This is a genomic window from Kribbella sp. NPDC003557, from assembly GCF_040610805.1.
Lineage (GTDB): Bacteria > Actinomycetota > Actinomycetes > Propionibacteriales > Kribbellaceae > Kribbella.
In genome coordinates this window covers 122,683-139,111 of the sequence record NZ_JBEXMY010000007.1, presented here as the reverse complement: position 1 = coordinate 139,111, position 16,429 = coordinate 122,683, and the positions used below count along the sequence as shown (strand labels likewise).

Annotated in this window: 15 protein-coding genes; 3 read left to right on the top strand and 12 right to left on the bottom strand. The window is 70.0% G+C overall.

Annotated features, from left to right (window positions below):
- Nucleotides 1-89 precede the first annotated feature (89 nt).
- The 8 genes from ABZW60_RS28935 to ABZW60_RS28900 form a co-directional block, all read right to left on the bottom strand.
- Nucleotides 90-2,345 carry a hypothetical protein gene (locus ABZW60_RS28935; protein ID WP_355482076.1) on the bottom strand — a complete coding sequence of 752 codons (2,256 nt, stop codon included), beginning with the start codon at nt 2,343-2,345 and terminating at the stop codon, nt 90-92.
- A gap of 969 nt (nt 2,346-3,314) precedes the next feature.
- Complete coding sequence (hemB, locus tag ABZW60_RS28930; protein WP_355482074.1) at nt 3,315-4,298, bottom strand: porphobilinogen synthase; 984 nt, start codon at nt 4,296-4,298, stop codon at nt 3,315-3,317.
- 5 nt (nt 4,299-4,303) lie between these two features.
- Nucleotides 4,304-6,043 (bottom strand): uroporphyrinogen-III synthase, encoded by a 1,740-nt coding sequence (locus ABZW60_RS28925; protein ID WP_355482072.1) that lies wholly within the window; start codon nt 6,041-6,043, stop codon nt 4,304-4,306.
- Complete coding sequence (gene hemC / locus ABZW60_RS28920; protein WP_355482070.1) at nt 6,040-6,921, bottom strand: hydroxymethylbilane synthase; 882 nt, start codon at nt 6,919-6,921, stop codon at nt 6,040-6,042. The genes ABZW60_RS28925 and hemC overlap by 4 nt, the downstream gene beginning before the upstream one ends.
- A complete protein-coding gene (locus ABZW60_RS28915; protein ID WP_355482068.1) occupies nt 6,918-8,240 on the bottom strand; it encodes a glutamyl-tRNA reductase in 1,323 nt (440 codons plus the stop codon). The genes hemC and ABZW60_RS28915 overlap by 4 nt, the downstream gene beginning before the upstream one ends.
- Entirely contained in the window at nt 8,237-8,992 is a 756-nt protein-coding gene (locus tag ABZW60_RS28910; RefSeq protein WP_355482066.1) for a redox-sensing transcriptional repressor Rex, read from the bottom strand. The genes ABZW60_RS28915 and ABZW60_RS28910 overlap by 4 nt, the downstream gene beginning before the upstream one ends.
- 98 nt (nt 8,993-9,090) lie before the next feature.
- Entirely contained in the window at nt 9,091-9,327 is a 237-nt protein-coding gene (locus tag ABZW60_RS28905; protein WP_355482064.1) for a glutaredoxin family protein, read from the bottom strand.
- A 76-nt stretch (nt 9,328-9,403) separates the two neighbouring features.
- Nucleotides 9,404-10,852: an AMP-binding protein gene (locus ABZW60_RS28900; protein WP_355482062.1), complete on the bottom strand. Its 1,449-nt coding sequence runs from the start codon at nt 10,850-10,852 to the stop codon at nt 9,404-9,406.
- Between the two features lie 358 nt (nt 10,853-11,210).
- Here ABZW60_RS28900 and ABZW60_RS28895 point away from each other — a divergent pair, with 358 nt between their 5' ends.
- Both ABZW60_RS28895 and ABZW60_RS28890 read left to right on the top strand, forming a co-directional pair.
- Entirely contained in the window at nt 11,211-11,783 is a 573-nt protein-coding gene (locus ABZW60_RS28895) for a sigma-70 family RNA polymerase sigma factor (RefSeq protein WP_238332099.1), read from the top strand.
- Between the two features lie 448 nt (nt 11,784-12,231).
- Nucleotides 12,232-13,110, top strand: coding sequence for a DUF5667 domain-containing protein (locus ABZW60_RS28890; protein ID WP_355482060.1), 879 nt, complete (start codon nt 12,232-12,234; stop codon nt 13,108-13,110).
- A gap of 60 nt (nt 13,111-13,170) precedes the next feature.
- On the opposite strand, the gene ABZW60_RS28885 is transcribed toward ABZW60_RS28890, so the two are convergent.
- From ABZW60_RS28885 to ABZW60_RS28875, 3 genes are read right to left on the bottom strand one after another with little or no spacing between them, the layout of a single operon-like run.
- Nucleotides 13,171-14,292 (bottom strand): lysophospholipid acyltransferase family protein, encoded by a 1,122-nt coding sequence (locus ABZW60_RS28885; RefSeq protein WP_355482058.1) that lies wholly within the window; start codon nt 14,290-14,292, stop codon nt 13,171-13,173.
- Nucleotides 14,285-15,277: an NAD-dependent epimerase/dehydratase family protein gene (locus tag ABZW60_RS28880; protein WP_355482993.1), complete on the bottom strand. Its 993-nt coding sequence runs from the start codon at nt 15,275-15,277 to the stop codon at nt 14,285-14,287. Before ABZW60_RS28880 ends, ABZW60_RS28885 begins: the two co-directional genes overlap by 8 nt.
- A gap of 52 nt (nt 15,278-15,329) precedes the next feature.
- Nucleotides 15,330-15,431: an AURKAIP1/COX24 domain-containing protein gene (locus tag ABZW60_RS28875; RefSeq protein ID WP_008356322.1), complete on the bottom strand. Its 102-nt coding sequence runs from the start codon at nt 15,429-15,431 to the stop codon at nt 15,330-15,332.
- Between the two features lie 109 nt (nt 15,432-15,540).
- Here ABZW60_RS28875 and ABZW60_RS28870 point away from each other — a divergent pair, with 109 nt between their 5' ends.
- Nucleotides 15,541-16,200 (top strand): class I SAM-dependent methyltransferase, encoded by a 660-nt coding sequence (locus ABZW60_RS28870; protein ID WP_355482056.1) that lies wholly within the window; start codon nt 15,541-15,543, stop codon nt 16,198-16,200.
- On the opposite strand, the gene ABZW60_RS28865 is transcribed toward ABZW60_RS28870, so the two are convergent.
- A complete protein-coding gene (locus ABZW60_RS28865; protein WP_355482054.1) occupies nt 16,197-16,370 on the bottom strand; it encodes a hypothetical protein in 174 nt (57 codons plus the stop codon). The genes ABZW60_RS28870 and ABZW60_RS28865 overlap by 4 nt on opposite strands.
- Nucleotides 16,371-16,429 lie beyond the last annotated feature (59 nt).

The following is a 16,429-nucleotide window of genomic DNA, read 5'->3' as shown; positions in this document are numbered from 1 at the left end:
CGCCTCATCAACCCCACCCCCACCACCCACGATGGCACGCCCACCCCCACCACACCATCTCGAGATCGGTTTCCGTCCAGCGGACGGCGTCAGGTGAGTGCACGACTTCCGGCCCGGGCGAGACCAACGACAAACAGGCTGGAGATCGCCCATCCAGCAAGAGTTGCCACGTTGACCCACGCAAGCATCGGTCCACCACCCGCGTCGGTACTCGGGGCCCAAGCAGTTCGTTGCTTGAGGTCGACGATCGGCACGACCGTGTCGATGCCGTAGAGCCAGGGATTGAAGCAGCGAACCTTGCCCCTGCCGCACGGGTCCTGCGGGTGCTTGCCCGCCTCGATCTGGCTCAACTCACCCTGCGGCGTGTAGACGACTCCAGATGGGTCGGTCGCCCGCATCACGTGGTTCCCACTGGTGGGTAGGAGCGGGCCAGCGACAGCGAGGATGAGGAGACCTAGTGGGATCAGGGCTCGGAGCGGCCGGTAGCCGTAGCCCAGGAACCAGTCGTTGATGACCCTGTCCAGGCCGCGCATCACCCGGAATCTGGCCCAGCCGACCCGGCGCTGTCGCTTGGTCCGTAGGTAGGCCATGAGGATTTCCTCGGACCCGGCGGAGTCACCGTGGCCCTTCAGAGTTCGCGCCGCTTGCTCCCACGGCCCAGGGTCACCCGCGTCCCCGCTGCCCGCCGGATCGCAAAGTCGGAGCCAGCGCGCGCGAGCCTTCCAGCCCCATTCTCCGGAGCCGTGCATGGACAGCGCCGTATAGCGTTCGTAGGTGAAGCCGCTCAGATAACTGCGGTGACGTGGCCAGTCCTGGTCGATTCGATCCGCCACGTACGACGTCCGCGCGTCGGTGAAATCGACGGCGCCGTCGACATGCCATCCGAGTCCCGTACCGCCGCGGATCGTGGCGGAGATCGCTTCGAACGCGGATTCCCGATCGTTGACTCTGGTCGGTCGCGGGTCGCCGGTCTCCCGGCGACGCCACTCGAAGCTGCCCTCGTCACATTGCAGGCGGCCTTCAACCGAGGCTCGGTTCAACGCGACGAGCCCCACCGATCGAAACCCGGCGCAGAGCCGCAGGTTCCCGGCGATCTTCACGTCGTGGAGATTGACCGAGGTATCGCCGGGGCTCATGACTTGTGCTCCTCCGGCATCGAACATCCCGCTCAGCTCGGCTCCCCTGAACCTGACCCCGCCGCTCGTCCCGGGGCTCTCGGACGGGTACGTTCCGCCGACTCTCGCGTCGCGCAGCCGAACGTCACCGAGCACGACGGAACGAACAGCAGACAGGCAGTACCGGTCGGCAGGTCTGCTCAGGACCGCTGCCCTCAGATCAAGCGGACCAGCGATCTCCGCTCCGTCGAGGTCGACGGTGCCGTGAACGTCGACCTCGACGGCCGACACCTTCGTGCCGATTCGCGCGTGCGTGAGATCCAGTGCGACATCGTGCTCGTTCCGCACGGACGTGCCGTCGATCAACAGGCCACCATCGACGGTCGCACCAGCGAGTGTGACTCCGCCGACCACCGACGTTGCCTCACTCATGGTGAGCTCGCCGCGAATCGTGGCACCCTGCGCCAGGATCGCCAGACGGGCGGCAGGATCCTTCACGTTGTAGAGGTGCCGGCCGATACCGGCCTCCGGGGCCTCCAACCTGGCGCCTCGAATGAGGACCCTGCCATTGACCGATGTCCGCCCCATCTCCAGGCGTCCGTGGACCACCGGTTTGTGTCCCGGAGTGTCGGTCAAGAACACGCTGCCGCCCAAGGTCGCCTCGGCGAGATCGATGGCTCGCCCGTTTCGCGGCACGAGCTCGCATCCGGCGAGGTCCAGAGAACCACCGAGTTGAGCGCCGATCAGCCTGATCTCCCCATTGGCGCGGAATCCCTGAACAAGCCGGATGTCACCGGTGACCTGACACCGATCGGCTTGAATCGAGCGATCGCCCGCGGTGTCGATGGCCGTGCCGACCGCAAGCAGGCGCCCGTGGATGCTCGCCTCGGTGAGCCACACGGCGGCCGTTCGGCTGAGTGACGACGTGGTCCGGTGCGCTCCGGTGATCAGGGTCTGCGACAGCACGAGATCGCGGTCGAGTCGCATTCCGTTGCCCAGAATCCCCGGGAGCGACGAGCTTGCTCCGGCCTTGAGCCGCGGCGACGTGCCGACAACCGCCAGCGAGTGGATGCTGCTGCCTTCGAGCATGAGGGGCTCGGCGAACCGGCAGTCCTGGAATTGGATCGGGAAGCCGACTCGGCAAGCGGCGAGGTCCAGCGATCCCGTGATCCTGGCATTGCTGATGCGCACGCCGAACTGGCTCACCTCGTCGGCGCGGTCCACCAGCACCGACCTGATGGCAGACGCGGCGAGGTCTCCGCGATGCCCTGAGCCGCTGCCACAGTCGAGCACCACGGCTCGACGTGCCGCCTCGAGAAGTGCCGAAGATGCCGAGCGACGTCGGGAGCTGAGCGGCACAGCGGTCCCCCTTGCAGAATGCCGGCTGCGCGGCGCCAGTTCAGACATCGATGACCTGCCGATGCCGTTACAGCTCGACTCATTCTTCAGCAGAGCCGAGCAACGCGCAGCTGCACGGCCTGTCCGCCGCGCTGGAGCGCACGTCCGGCCTGCCTTGTCCGACCGCGCGGCAGCGCGCACTGACAGGCGTCGGCCCGCAACACGCCGGCGGCAGCCGACAACAACCGGCGCAAGCCGGAGTCCCCGGCAGTAGCCGGAACAACCCGGCTGTAGCCGGAGAGCCCCGGCGCCAGCCGGAAGCAAAAGGTCCGGCGCTAAGCCGGGGGTGGGTGGGAGCGCGCGGAGCAGCCGCACCGAGGAGCGCAGCGACGAGACGGCGGCTGCGTAGCACGCCTGGGTCCGACCTCATTTCCCCGTCAACGCGCCACCTGTCGGATGTGCCCAGCAAGCACTCACCCGTGCGCCAGCGCGAACACGCGGGCGGCAGCCCGCAACACCTCGGCGCCAGAGACAACCCCCGGCACAAGCCGGAACACCCCGGCGGTAGCCGGTAACCCCCGGCGCAAGCCGGAGAACGCTGGCGGCAGCCAGCAGTACGTCGGCGCAAGCCGACCGGCCCCGGCGTAAGCCGGAATCAGTCCGGCGCCAGCCGGAACACCCCGGCGCCAGCCGGAACCAGTCCGGCGTAAGCCGGAACACCCCGGCGTAAGCCGGAACACCTCGGCGCCAGCCGGAAACAGAAAGTCCGGCGCTAAGCCGGGGGTGGGTGGGAGCGCGCGTAGCAGCCGCACCGAGGAGCGTAGCGACGGGACGGCGGCTGCGTAGCGCGCGTTGGGCGGACTACCTGCGCCCGAGGAGGTGGACGGCTTCGGCTGCCCAGTAGGTGAGGATGGTGTCGGCGCCGGCGCGGCGGATCGACGTGAGGGTTTCGAGGATGGCCTGGTCACGGTCGATCCAGCCGTTGGCGGCGGCAGCCTCGACCATCGCGTACTCGCCGGAGATGTTGTACGCGGCAACGGGCACGTTCACGTGGTCGCGGACCTGGCGGATGATGTCCAGGTAGGCGAGGGCCGGCTTGACCATGACGATGTCGGCGCCCTCGGCGATGTCGAGGTCGACCTCGCGGATCGCGTCGCGGGCGTTGGCGTTGTCCTGCTGGTACGTCTTCCGGTCACCGGTCAGCGACGAGTCGACGGCTTCGCGGAACGGGCCGAAGAACGCCGACGCGTACTTGACGGCGTACGCCAGGATCACGGTGTCGATGAAGCCGGCCGCGTCCAGCGCCTGACGGACCACACCAACCTGGCCGTCCATCATCCCGGACGGCCCGACGACGTGCGCACCGGCGGACGCCTGCGCGACGCCCATCTCGGCGTAGATCTTGAGCGTCGCGTCGTTGTCCACACGCCCCTCGGAGTCGAGGACGCCGCAGTGCCCGTGCGAGGTGAACTCGTCCAGGCATAGGTCCGACATCACCAGCAACGCGTCGCCGACCTCGGACACCGCATCGCGGATCGCGACGTTCAGGATGCCGTCCGGATCGAGCGCACCCGAGCCGACCGGGTCCTTCGAGGACGGTACGCCGAACAGCATCACGCCGCCGAGGCCGAGCTGTGCCGCCTCCGCGATCGCCTTGCGGGCGGTGTCCCGGGTGTGCTGCACGACGCCGGGCATCGAGCTGATCGCGATCGGCTCGCGGGCGTCTTCCCGGACGAACATCGGCAGGATCAGCTGCCGCGGCTCGATCACCGTCTCCGCGACCAGACGACGCACCGCTGCCGACGACCGGAGCCGCCGCGGCCTCACTTCCGGGAAACCAGGCACCAGAATCAGCTCTTCCTACGAGAACCCGGGCGACGTTCGGACGGACGGGTGACCGGCTCCCCGGCTTCCACCATGGTGTCACGCCGGTCGGCGCCGAACCGGGCGAGGGCGTCGGCCAGTTCTTCGACGGACGGCGTCTCGGCCATCGCGTCGACCCGCAGGCCGTGCTCCTCGGCGGTCTTCAGCGTGGCCGGGCCGATCACCGCGATCACCGTCGACGCGTGCGGCTTGCCGGCGATGCCCACCAGGTTGCGCACCGTCGAGGAGGAGGTGAACACGACCGCGTCGAACTTGCCGGACTTGATCGCCTCGCGGGTCGGCGCGGGCGGCGGGGCGGCCCGGACGGTCCGGTACGCGGTGACGTCGTCGACCTCCCAGCCGAGATCGGTCAGGCCGGCGACCAGGGTCTCGGTGGCGATGTCGGCGCGCGGCAGGAAGACCCGGTTGATCGGGTCCAGCACCTCGTCGAACGGCGGCCAGTCCTCGACCAGCCCGGCGGCGGACTGCTCACCGGACGGGACCAGGTCCGGACGGATGCCCCAGGCACCGATCGCCTCGGCGGTCTTGTCGCCGACGGCCGCGATCTTCAGCCCGGAGAACGCCCGCGCGTCCAGCCCGTACTCGTCGAACTTCTCCCGGACCGCCTTCACCGCGTTGACCGAGGTGAACGCGACCCATTCGTAGCGCCCCTCGACCAGGCCGCGGATCGCCTTGTCCATCTGCTGCGGGTTGCGCGGCGGCTCGACCGAGATGGTCGGGACCTCTTCGGGCATCGCGCCGTAGCGGCGCAGGCGGTCCATCAGCGGGCCGGCCTGGTCCTTGGTGCGCGGCACCAGGATCCGCCAGCCGAACAGCGGCTTGGTCTCGAACCAAGACAGCGACTCACGCTGCTCGACGACCGCACCGACCACGACGACGGCCTCGCCGGTCACCTTCGCGGCGCGCAGGTCGGCGACGATCGTCTCGAGCGTTCCGACCACGCTGGTCTGCGACGTCGTTGTACCGCCGACGGTCAGGGCGACCGGTGTGGCGGCGTCGAAGCCGGCCTCGACCAGCGCCGCGACGGTCTCCTTGAGGACGTCCACGGCGTTCAGCAGGACGAGCGTCTGCTTCGGCTGCAGGCGGGTCAGGTCGAGCTTGTTCTCGGCGAGGTCGACGACGGTGACCTCGCGGTCGCCCTTCATGGTCAGCGGGATCCCGGCGTACGTCGGGACGGCGCTCACCTCGCTCACGCCCGGAACGACGTTGAACGCGATGCCCGCCTTCTTGCACGCGGCCGCCTCCTCGGCACCGCTGGAGAAGGTGAACGGGTCGCCGCTCAGCAGCCGGACGACGTTCGCCGCGGTCTTGGCGGTCTTCACGACCAGCCGGGCCCGGGCGGCGACGCGCAGTGCGCGGCTGCCCTCGGCGCCGGAGCCGTCCACGACCTCGACGCCCGGCCTGCAGTAGCCCAGGAACGCGTCGTGCTCGGGGCCCTCGACGACGACCGCGTCGGCGTTCGCGAGCACGTCCCGGCCGGCCAGCGTCAGCAGCGCGGGGTCACCGGGGCCGACGCCGACGAATGTCACGTGGCCGAGCGGTTTGGTCTGCTTGGCGGTACTCGTCGCGGCCTTCTGAGGTGCCGCGGTGGCGGCTGTCTTCGCGCTCACGTCTGCCTTCGCCCTCGTCGTTTTCCTGCTCGTCCTGTGGGCCGTCTTCTTGGCCGCCTGATGGGCCGCAGTACTCGTGCCCTGTGCCGGTGTCATGTTCGCTCCAGCAACTCGTTGGCCAGCGCCTTGCCGAGCGACACCGGGTCGTCCACCGGCCCGTTCGCGCTGAGCCGTCGTACGCCGTCGTCCTGGCCGAGCGCGCCGCGCAGCCACAGCTCGGGCCCGTCCTCGCCCTCGACCACCTCGGCGAGCGCGCCGACCGGAGCCGTGCACCCCGCTTCGAGGGTGGCCAGCAGCTGCCGTTCCGCCGTCACCGCGGCCCGGGTGGCCGGGTCCTCCAGCGGCTCCAGGGCAGCCAGTACGGCGGTGTCGTCCGCGCGGCACTCGATCGCCAGGGCGCCCTGGCCCGGGGCGGGCAGCACCTGGATCGGGTCCAGCGTCTCGGTCACCTCGGCGAGCCGTCCCAGCCGGGCCAGCCCCGCCCGCGCGATCACGACCGCGTCGAGCTTGCCGTCGGTGACCAGGCCGATCCGGGTGTCCACGTTGCCGCGGATCCCGGTGCACTCGACCCCGAGGCCGAGCGCGTCGATCTGGGCGACCCGGCGGGCCGCGCCGGTGCCGATCAGGGCGCCGTGCGGCAGTTCGCCGAGCGTCAGGCCGTCGCGGGCGACGAGGACGTCGCGCGGGTCCTCGCGGACCGGGATCGCGCCGAGCGTCAGGCCGTCGACCGGCTGGGTCGGCAGGTCCTTCAAGGAGTGCACCGCGATGTCGATCTCGTCGGCCAGCAGGGCGTCGCGCAGGGCGCTGACGAAGATGCCGGTGCCGCCGATCTGCTCGACCGGTGCGCGGTTGACGTCGCCGGTGGTCGTGATCAGCACGAGCTCGACCTCGTGGCCGAGGGAGCGCAACTGGTCGGCGACGATGGTCGACTGCGCGGTCGCCAGCTTGGAGCGGCGGGTACCGAGGCGGATCATCGCTGGCCTCCGCTCTGCCGCGCGGCGTCGGCCGGCGTCTGGCTGGTCTCTTCCGGGTCCTTGGCGGCGGTCACCGCGTCGACGGTCGCCTGGTCGAGCGCGAACAGCTGCCGCAGCGCGTCGGCGTACGTCGGTCCGCCCGGGTCGCCGCCGAGTTCCTTCACCCGGACGGTCGGGTTGTGCAGCACCTTGTCGACGACGCGGCGGATGGTCCGCTCGACCTCGTGCCGCTCGTGCTCGTCGAGGCCGGGCAGCCGCCGCTCGAGGCGGGCCAGCTCGGAGTCGACCAGCGAGCTCGCCATCGCCCGCAGCGCGACCACGGTCGGCGCCACCGACGCGGCCCGGCGGGTCGCCTCGAACGAACCGGTCTCCTCGCCGACGATCCGGCGGACCTCGTCGATATCGGCCTGGCTGCCGCCCGCCGTCCCGACCAGGTCTGCCAGGGTGATCAGCGTGACGCCCGGGATCCGGGCCGCCTCCGGGGCGACGTCCCGCGGCAGCGCTACGTCCAGCACGCCGAGCGGCCGGCCGTCCGCGGCGGTGCGGATCATGTCCTCGGTCAGGACGACACCGCGCGCGCCGGTGCAGGACACGATCAGGTCGGCGTCGTGCAGTGCGGCCGGTACGTCGGCCAGGCGGACCGCCGTACCGCCGATCCGGTCCGCGAGCGCGACCGCGCGGTCGTAGTTGCGGTTGGCAACGGTCACGCTGCGCGCGCCGCCGTTGGCCAGGGTCTGCGCGGCCAGGGACGCCATCGAGCCGGCGCCGACGATCAGGGCCCGGCGGCCCTCGAAGCCGCCGACCGCGTCCAGCCCGGCCGAGACGACCGAGCGGCCGGCCGCGTCGATGCCGGTCTCGGTACGGGCCCGCTTGCCGACCCGCAACGCGTGCTGGAACAGGGCGTTCAGGTCGGTGCCGACGGTCTCCAGGTCCTGGCCGACGCGCAGCGTTTCCTTCACCTGGCCGAGGATCTGGCTCTCACCGACGACCATCGAGTCCAGCCCGACCGCGACCTGGAACAGGTGCGCGACGGCGCCTTCCTCGAAGTGCACGTAGAGGTGCTCGGCCAGGTCCAGCAGCGGTACGCCGGTGACGTCGGACAGGATCGCGGTGACCTCGTCCATCCCGGCGTGGAACCGGTCGACCGTCGCGTACACCTCGGTGCGGTTGCAGGTGGCAAGGACCGCCGACTCCGCGACGGACGAGGAACTACCGACCGCGAGGGCGAGCTTGGTGGCCGCCTCCGCGTCGAGGGCGACCCGCTCCAGCACGTCGATGGCAGCGGAACGATGACTGATGCCGACGACCAGGTAACTCACGCGCCGACACCTCCCCCGACGCTCGGGAGATCCGTCAGACCGTTCATCGCTGGTAGCTCGGGCACCTGGGGGAGCGCCGCCTCTCCGGACTTTCGTTGTTCGTGGTACGCCAGGATCTGCAGCTCGATCGAGAGGTCCACCTTGCGGATGTCGACGCCGTCGGGCACGGACAGCACGACGGGCGCGAAGTTCAGGATGCTGGTCACGCCGGCGGCGACCAGCCGGTCGCACACCTCCTGCGCCGGACCGGCGGGAGTGGTGATGACCCCGATCGAGACCCGGTCGGCCTCGACGATCTCCTCGAGCTGGGCGAAGTCGCGGACCTCCATGTCGCCGATCCGCTCGCCGACCAGGGTCGGGTCGGCGTCGAGCAGGGCGACGATCCGGAAGCCGCGGGTGCCGAAGCCGGAGTAGTTGGCCAGCGCGTGGCCCAGGTTTCCGATCCCGACGATGACCACGGCCCAGTCCTGGGTGACGCCGATCTCGCGAGCGATCTGGTACCGCAGGTACTCCACGTCGTACCCGACGCCGCGGGTGCCGTAGGAGCCCAGGTAGGAGAGGTCCTTGCGGAGCTTGGCCGAGTTCACGCCGGCGGCGGTCGCCAGGTCCTCGCTCGACGCGGTCGCGATACCACTGTCCGAGAGCGCGGTCAGGGCCCGCAGGTAGACGGGCAAGCGCGCGACAGTCGCCTCGGGGATGCCGCGTTCGGTTCTCGTCGGCGGGCCGGGGCGACGGCTGCTGGCACGCGTCACAATTCTCCTGGGAGCGGTTGGTTCACCGCGGTCTGACGGCCGGCGGCTCTCTTACTCTAGGAGCTTGTGAACGTGAGAACAAAATCGGCGAGCGTGACCTAGCTCATCAGGGCTTTGCGTAGTCGGGCGGGGTCGACCCGCCAGAAGTCGTGCTGCTTGCCGTCGACGAAGGTGACCGGGATCTGTTCGCCGTACTGGGTGAACAAACGGTCGTCCTGGGTGATGTCGACCTCGCTCCACTCCACACCGGCCTCGGCGCAGACGGCCCGGATGATCTCCCGGGCGTCGTCACACAGATGACAGCCCGGTTTTCCGTACATGACGACCCTGCTCATCGACGTCCTCGCTTCGCTCCGGGCGCCGATGAGGCACGAGCGCGCTGTGTTGTTTTGGTGCCCTCGCTGCGCTCGGTCACTGGTCCGCACCTCGCAGCCGGCCCTTCGCGACCTTGCCCGTCACCGAGTGCGGCAGGTTGTCCACCACCTCGATCTCGACGGGGCACTTGAACCGTGCCAGCCGGCCCCCGGCGTACTCGCGGACCGTTGCGACGTCGACCGATGCGTCCGGCAACGGCACCACGAACGCCTTCACCGCCTCGCCGGTCTCCTCGGACGGCACGCCGATGACCGCGGCCTCCCGGACCCCCGGAGCGGCGACCAGCACGTCCTCCACCTCACTCGGGAACACGTTGAACCCGGACACGATGATCAGCTCACGCAGCCGGTCGACCAGGAACAGGTCGCCGTCGCCGTCCAGGAACCCGACGTCGCCGGTGCGGTACCAGCCGTCCGCGTCCGGCCCGTCGACACCGTCCGGCCAGTAGCCGGAGAACAGGTTGCCGCCACGGATCAGGATCTCGCCGGGGTCGTCGCCCTCGACATCCTCGCCCTGCTCGTCGGCGATCCGGATCTCCACGTTCGGCAGCGCGCGGCCGACCGAGCCCGGCTTCGGCTCCGCCTCGCCCAGCGTGGTGGTGACCCCCGGGGACGCCTCGGTGAGGCCGTATCCCTGGTGGACATGGTGGCCGCTGGCCTGTTCGAAGCGGTCCGCGAGCGCCCGGTCCAGCGTGGAGGCCCCGGTCAGCACGACCTTGACCGTCTTGAGCGCCTCGCGCAGATCGGTCCGGGTCAGCAGCGCGTGCAGCGCCGGCGGAGCGAGCGGCAGCCGCGTCACGCCGTACCTGCCGATCAGGTCGAGAGTCTGCTCGGGGTCGAAACGCTGCTCGACGACGAGCATGGCGCCGCTCGCGACGGCCCAGCCGAGGACCGCGTTCAGACCGAAGGCGTGGAACATCGGCAGCACGCCGAGGACCACATCGTCGGGGCCCATCCGGTCCTCGCCGAGGTCGCTCAGGTTCCGGACATTCGCCGCGAGTGCCCGATGGGTGAGCATCGCGGCCCGCGGATCTCCACTGGTTCCGGAGGTGTAGAGGAGCACCGCGAGGGTCTCGGGGTCGATCGACGGAAGTAACGGAGCGTCACCCTGGAGCTCGCCGGGCGCCACGGTCCGGATGCCCTCGAACCGGTCCGCGAGCCCCGGTCCGGCGATCGCCAGCCGGGCTCCGGAGTGCGCCGTCACGGTCGCCAGCTCGGCCTTGGTGAGCCCGGTGTTCAGCGGTACGGCGACCAGCCCGGCCCGGAGAACGCCCAGGTAGGACGTGACGAACTCGATGCTGTTGGCAACCAGGAGCAAGACCCGGTACCCGGGCACCAGACCGGCCGCGGCGAGTCCCTGCGCGGTCCGGTCGACGGCCTGGTCGAGCTCGCTCCAGGTCAGCCGCCGATCCCCGTCGACCAGCGCGGGACGCTCGCCGTGACGTTGCGCTGTGTCACGAAGAATGTCCGCGAAATTCACCTTCACCAGGCGAGTCTGTCACGACCGGGATCCACGCCCTGAGCAACCGTCTTGCACAGAATGGTTGCAGCGGAGCGTAACCACCGATATACAGGTGACTTCGCGGACGCGCTTCTGCTGAACCTCACACTGCAGAAACCCGGCCGCGCGGGGACCTCATGCGCGATGCACCACCCCCGACAGCAGGCTGCTCCGTCGACGGAGGCAGTCCGCTGGCGCATTCGTGACCATCGGACCGGACGGAAGGCGGCACGCCCCAGCCTGTTGACAGCACGTGCCCGAGCAGTAACGTTCGGTGCTGTCCCAGTCGCTGTGGCCATTCGCGGATGTGTCGAACGACGTGTCAGTTGAACGGGGAGAACACTTGACCACGCCGGAACCAAGCCCGGACGGGATGCGACGTGCGGAGCTCGTCGATCGCGCCCAGGCCGGGGACGTCGGTGCCTTCGGCGAGCTGTACGACGAGTACTCGCTCACCGTCTATCGCTACATCTACGCCCGGGTGTCCTCGTCGGCACTCGCCGAGGACCTGACCAGCGAGACCTTCGTCCGGGCGCTGCGCGCACTGGACTCGTTCCGCTGGCAGGGCCGGGACTTCGGCGCCTGGCTGGTGACGATCGCCCGGAACCTGATCACCGACCACTACAAGTCCGGCCGGGTCCGGCTCGAGGTGGTCACCGACGAGATCGAGACCCACGACCGGCAGACCGAGGGTCCGGAGATCGACGTGCTGGCCGCGGCCACCGCCGAGGTGCTCCGGGACGCGGTCGCCGGCCTGCCCGACGAGCAACGCGACTGCCTGACGATGCGGTTCTTCGCCGGCCTGTCGATCGCCGAGACGGCCAAGGCGCTGGAGAAATCCGAGGGCGCCGTCAAGCAACTGCAACTGAGGGCCGTACGGCACTTGGCGAAGGTTATCCCCAAGGACTTGAGATGAGGCGGATGACAACGAACGTCTTTCGTAACCCGTCAGGGAGTTACCTCGTTTGCCTGGTGAGGACCTGTCGGTGACCCCGACTGGCCATTGAGGAGAACGAGAACTCATGAGTGACCTACACAGGGCTCGAGCGCGCGCGGAGGCATTCGCGCACGCCGTCGATCACGGGCCCCGTCACTCCACGCGACTGGGCGACGACCCCGAGTTACTGGAAGCTGTGGAACTGGTCGGACGGCTGAGGACCGCCGGCGCAGTTGCACCGCGACCGGAGTTCAGTGCCGAGCTGCGGCACCGCCTGTTGGAGCAGGCGGCGGCGCGCGCGGCGACCACTGCGACTCCGCTGACGGTGCACACCGCACCAGACGACTCGGACGACCCGCCGGGTAGCGAGGACGTTGGCGCGTCCGTGACAGATATCCGTCGCCGCCAGGGCCGGAGGATCCGCCTGGTGGCCAGCACCGCCGCGTTGGTGCTGCTCGGAGGTGGCATCGGTTCCGCCGCCGCCGCTCAGCAGGCCATGCCCGGCGACACGTTGTACGGCATGAAGCGCAGCATCGAGAACGTGGCGACCAACGTCGGGGTCGGCGACGACTCCCGCGGCCGGCGCGATCTCGAGCACGCGATGACCCGACTGTCCGAAGTCCGCGAGCTGGCCGGCAACGGCGGGTCCGTGGGCACGATCAACGCGACCCTGGACGACTTCTCGGCGCAGTCCCGCAAGGGCGTGTCCAGGCTGCTCGCCTCGTACCAGCAGAACGGCGACGAGAGCTCGATCACCGCGATCACCTCGTTCATCACCAGTGCCCGCCAGGCTTTGGTGGCGGCGACGCCGAACCTCCCGCCGGAGTCACTGAAGTCCGGCGTCGAGGCGTTCGCCACGATCGAGCAGCTGACCCAGCTCACCTCGGCGGCCTGCCCGAAGTGTGCGTCCCCGAAGCCGTCCGGTGCGCCGAGCACCGGCACCGGTACCAACAACCAGCCGGGCCGCACCACGCCCGGTACAGGCTCGGAGTCGAGCAACCCGGTCAAGGCGTCGTCGAGCCCCAAGGCGTCGACGACGATCCCGACACCGGTCGGCTCGAGCACGCAGGAGCCGAGCGCCACGCCGACGAAGGTGCCGAACACCACCATCGTGGGCGAGTCCACCGCACCACCGACCAGCCTGAAGACGCCACCACAGCCGTCGTCGTCAAACTCGCCGATTGCGACGCCCACGGTGCTGCCTTCACTGACCCCGACCACGCCGTCCTGGCCGTGGCCGTTCCCGACGACACCGCTGATCAACCTGCCGGGAATCATCCAGACCCTGCTCCCACCCTGGAAGTAGGCCTGCAGCGACGAGAAGCCCCCGGCACACGGATCGTGTGCCGGGGGCTTCTGCGTAGGCCTAGAAGAAGACGCTGCGGCGTTGCATGAGCAGCGTGTAGAGGGTCTGCTGGATCGTCTCGCGGACCTGGTCGGTCACGTTGAAGACCAGCATCGGGTCGTCGGCGGCGCCGTCGGGGAACTCGTCGGTGCGGATCGGTTCGCCGAACTCGATCAGCCACTTGGACGGCAGCGGGATCAGGCCGAGCGGCCCGAGCAGCGGGAAGAACGGCGTGATCGGGATGTACGGCACGCCGAGCAGCCGGGCCAGCGAGGCGATGTTGCCGACCAGCGGATAGATCTCCTCGGCGCCCACGATCGAGCACGGCACGATCGGTACGCCGGTCCGCATCGCCGCGCTGACGAACCCGCCGCGCCCGAAGCGCTGCAGCTTGTACCGCTCGGAGAACGGCTTCCCGAGTCCCTTGAAGCCTTCCGGCCAGACGCCGACCAGGTTGCCCTGCCGGAGCAGCCGCTCGGCGTCGTCGTTGTTCGCCAGCGTCGCGCCGCCCTTGCGGGACAGCTCACCGACGAACGGCGTCTGGAAGACCAGGTCCGCCGCGAGCGTGCGCAGCGGGCGTCCGGTGTGGTCCGAGACGACCACCTGGGTGACGAGCCCGTCGAGCGGCATCGTGCCGGAGTGGTTCGCGACGATCAGCGCGCTGCCGTCGGACGGGATGTTCTCGATCCCCCGGACCTCGACCCGGAACCACTTCTCCACCATCGGCCGCAGCATCGGCAGCAGCACCTGGTCGGACAGGTCGCGGTCGTACCCGAACTCGTCCAGCTGGTAGTCGCCGGTCAGCCGCCGGCGCAGGAACGCCAGCCATTCGGCGACCCGGCGCTCGCCGTCCTCGCCGAACAGACCGCGAACCGCCCGCTCGAGCCCGGCGAAGTCGAACGGCGGCAGCTCGGGTCCGTCGACATCCGGCACGGCACCGGCCGGCTCACCCTGGAGCTCCGTCGACCGCGGATCCGCGGTCGTGTCCTCGGTGCCTTTGGCGGCGGCCCCGGCCCGGCGCTTCTTCGCGCGGCCGCCGTCCCCGGCGAGCGCACGGGCCGCGGCCGACGGCGTCGTACGGCGTTCGCTGCCCCGGCCCGGACGTCCGCCGGAACCGATCGGGATGACGTCCGCGTCAGCCACGCAACGCCCCCAGCCCCGCGCTGAGCAGGCTCGACACCCGCGTCGTTGCGCCGGTCCCGAGCGAGCGGCGGAAGTCGTCGAAGGCCTCCGCGGTCGTGTACTTCGGCTCGAACCCGAACTCGGTCCGCATCCGCGTGGTGTCCACGCCGCGGCCGAAGGTGAGGAAGGTGATCTGGTCCGGCGAGAAGTCCGCCAGCCGGGCCCGCCGGACGACGGCGGCCGTGCCGGACGCGGTGAACGAGGGCATCCGCAGCGTGGGGCGGCCGAGCCGGCGGATCGCCTGGGACAGCGAGAGCACGCCGTCACCGGCCAGGTTGAACGTCCCGGGCAGGTCGTGCACGGTCGCGTGGTGGATCGCCTCCACGCCGTCGTCCTCGTGCAGGAACTGCAGGCGGGCGTCGAACCCGAGGACCGTCGGGACGACCGGCAGGCCGAAGTACCGCGTGATCGGCGAGTCGGTCTTGGGACCGATCCAGTTCGCCATCCGCAGCGTGCTGACGCAGACGTCGGGGCGGCGCCGGGCGAAGCCCCGCACGTATCCCTCGACCTCGACCGCGTCCTTGCTCAGCCCGTGGTGATGGATCGCCCGCGGCGCCATCTCCTCGGTGAACATCGCCGGGTCCCGCGCACCCGCGCCGTACACCGTGGTGGACGACTTGACCACCAGCTTGGACACGCCGGGCGCCTTCTGGCACGCGGCGAGCAGCTGCATGGTGCCGATGACGTTGATCTCCTTCATCGACGACCGGCCGCCGGCGCTGCCGGGAGTGGCCACGACGCCGGTGTGGACGACCGTGTCCACGGCCTCGGCGGCGATCACCTTGGCGATCACCGGGTTACGGATGTCGGCCCGGACGAACCGGACCCGTCCGAGCTCCGCGCGCGGCGGAACCACGTCGACACCGAGCACGGTGTCGATCGACGGATCCTCGGCCAGTCTGCGAGCACAGCGAGCACCGGCGTCTCTCGAGACGCCGGTCACCATCACCACGTGTGCCACGAGCTACCCCCAGCCGGACCGGGCGCGGCAGACCTGCTTACTTACCGAGCTTGCGGCGCTGCACCCGCGTCTTCTTCAGCAGCTTACGGTGCTTCTTCTTCGCCATCCGCTTACGGCGCTTCTTGATTACGGAACCCACAGTGGACCATCCAAACTCAAAGAGAACGTCGGCAAAGCTTACCCGGAGGTCGCTTCCCCGACCTAAAGCAGGCTCCGCCGGTAGGCTGGCGGTGACCTGGGGAGGCTGGATGAAGGCTCGGTACGACGGTCTGGCGGAGTGGTACGACGAGCGGTTCGTGGCCGGCGCGGAGCCGCATCAGCCCGGTCTGCTGGACCTGCTCGGAGCCGGATCCGGGCCGTGCCTGGACATCGGCTGCGGCACCGGGCGGAACTTCGCGACGGTCCGCGCCAGCGGCCGGACCCCGGTCGGGCTCGACTTCTCGATCGACCAGCTCGGCCGCGCCCGGGCGCGCACCGACGGCGCGTTGCTGCACGGTGACGCCGCGGCACTGCCGTTCGCGGACGCGTCGTTCGACACCGCGATCTCGCTGTGGATCTCGACCGATGTCGACGACTTCGGCGCGGTCCTGCGGGAGGCGGCCCGGGTGCTGCGGCCCGGCGGGATCCTGGTCGCGTACGGCGTGCATCCCTGCTTCAACGGACCGCATGTCGTCTACGAGGACGACGGTCGCCGGACGGTGCATCCGACGTACCGGCAATCGGGCTGGCACACCGAGATGCCCTGGTGGGCCGAGGACGGGATCCGCCGGCGGATCGGCATGTCCCACCTCACCCTGGCCGACTACCTGAACGTCGTCATCGGCAGCGGTCTGGTCGTCGAGCGCTTCGAGGAGCCCGGCGGCTACGACATCCCGCACGCGCTCGCGTTCCGGGCGCGGAAGCCTTAGGCGGCCTTCCGGACCGCGACCGGGACGATCGGCTTGGTGAGGACGGCCAGGTGAGGCGTGGCGGTCTTGGTGCTGGTGCTCGCGTAGGCGGCGGGGGTGAAGGCGACGGCGGCCAGGCCCAGGGTCGCGATGGTGCCTACGGCAACGGTCTTGACGATACGGATCGGCATCGGGAGCCTCCTTCAGGTTGGTGATTCCATCCTGGTCTCCCGGCCTGCGACGGTACTGC

Excerpts from the sequence above, each read along its gene's own strand:
- ABZW60_RS28870 (WP_355482056.1), top strand. The coding sequence starts at position 15,541 with ATGAAGGCTCGGTACGACGGTCTGGCGGAGTGGTACGACGAGCGGTTC.
- ABZW60_RS28880 (WP_355482993.1), bottom strand. The coding sequence starts at position 15,277 with ATGGTGACCGGCGTCTCGAGAGACGCCGGTGCTCGCTGTGCTCGCAGA.
- hemC (WP_355482070.1), bottom strand. The coding sequence starts at position 6,921 with ATGATCCGCCTCGGTACCCGCCGCTCCAAGCTGGCGACCGCGCAGTCG.
- ABZW60_RS28865 (WP_355482054.1), bottom strand. The coding sequence starts at position 16,370 with ATGCCGATCCGTATCGTCAAGACCGTTGCCGTAGGCACCATCGCGACC.
- ABZW60_RS28905 (WP_355482064.1), bottom strand. The coding sequence starts at position 9,327 with ATGAGCAGGGTCGTCATGTACGGAAAACCGGGCTGTCATCTGTGTGAC.
- ABZW60_RS28925 (WP_355482072.1), bottom strand. The coding sequence starts at position 6,043 with ATGACACCGGCACAGGGCACGAGTACTGCGGCCCATCAGGCGGCCAAG.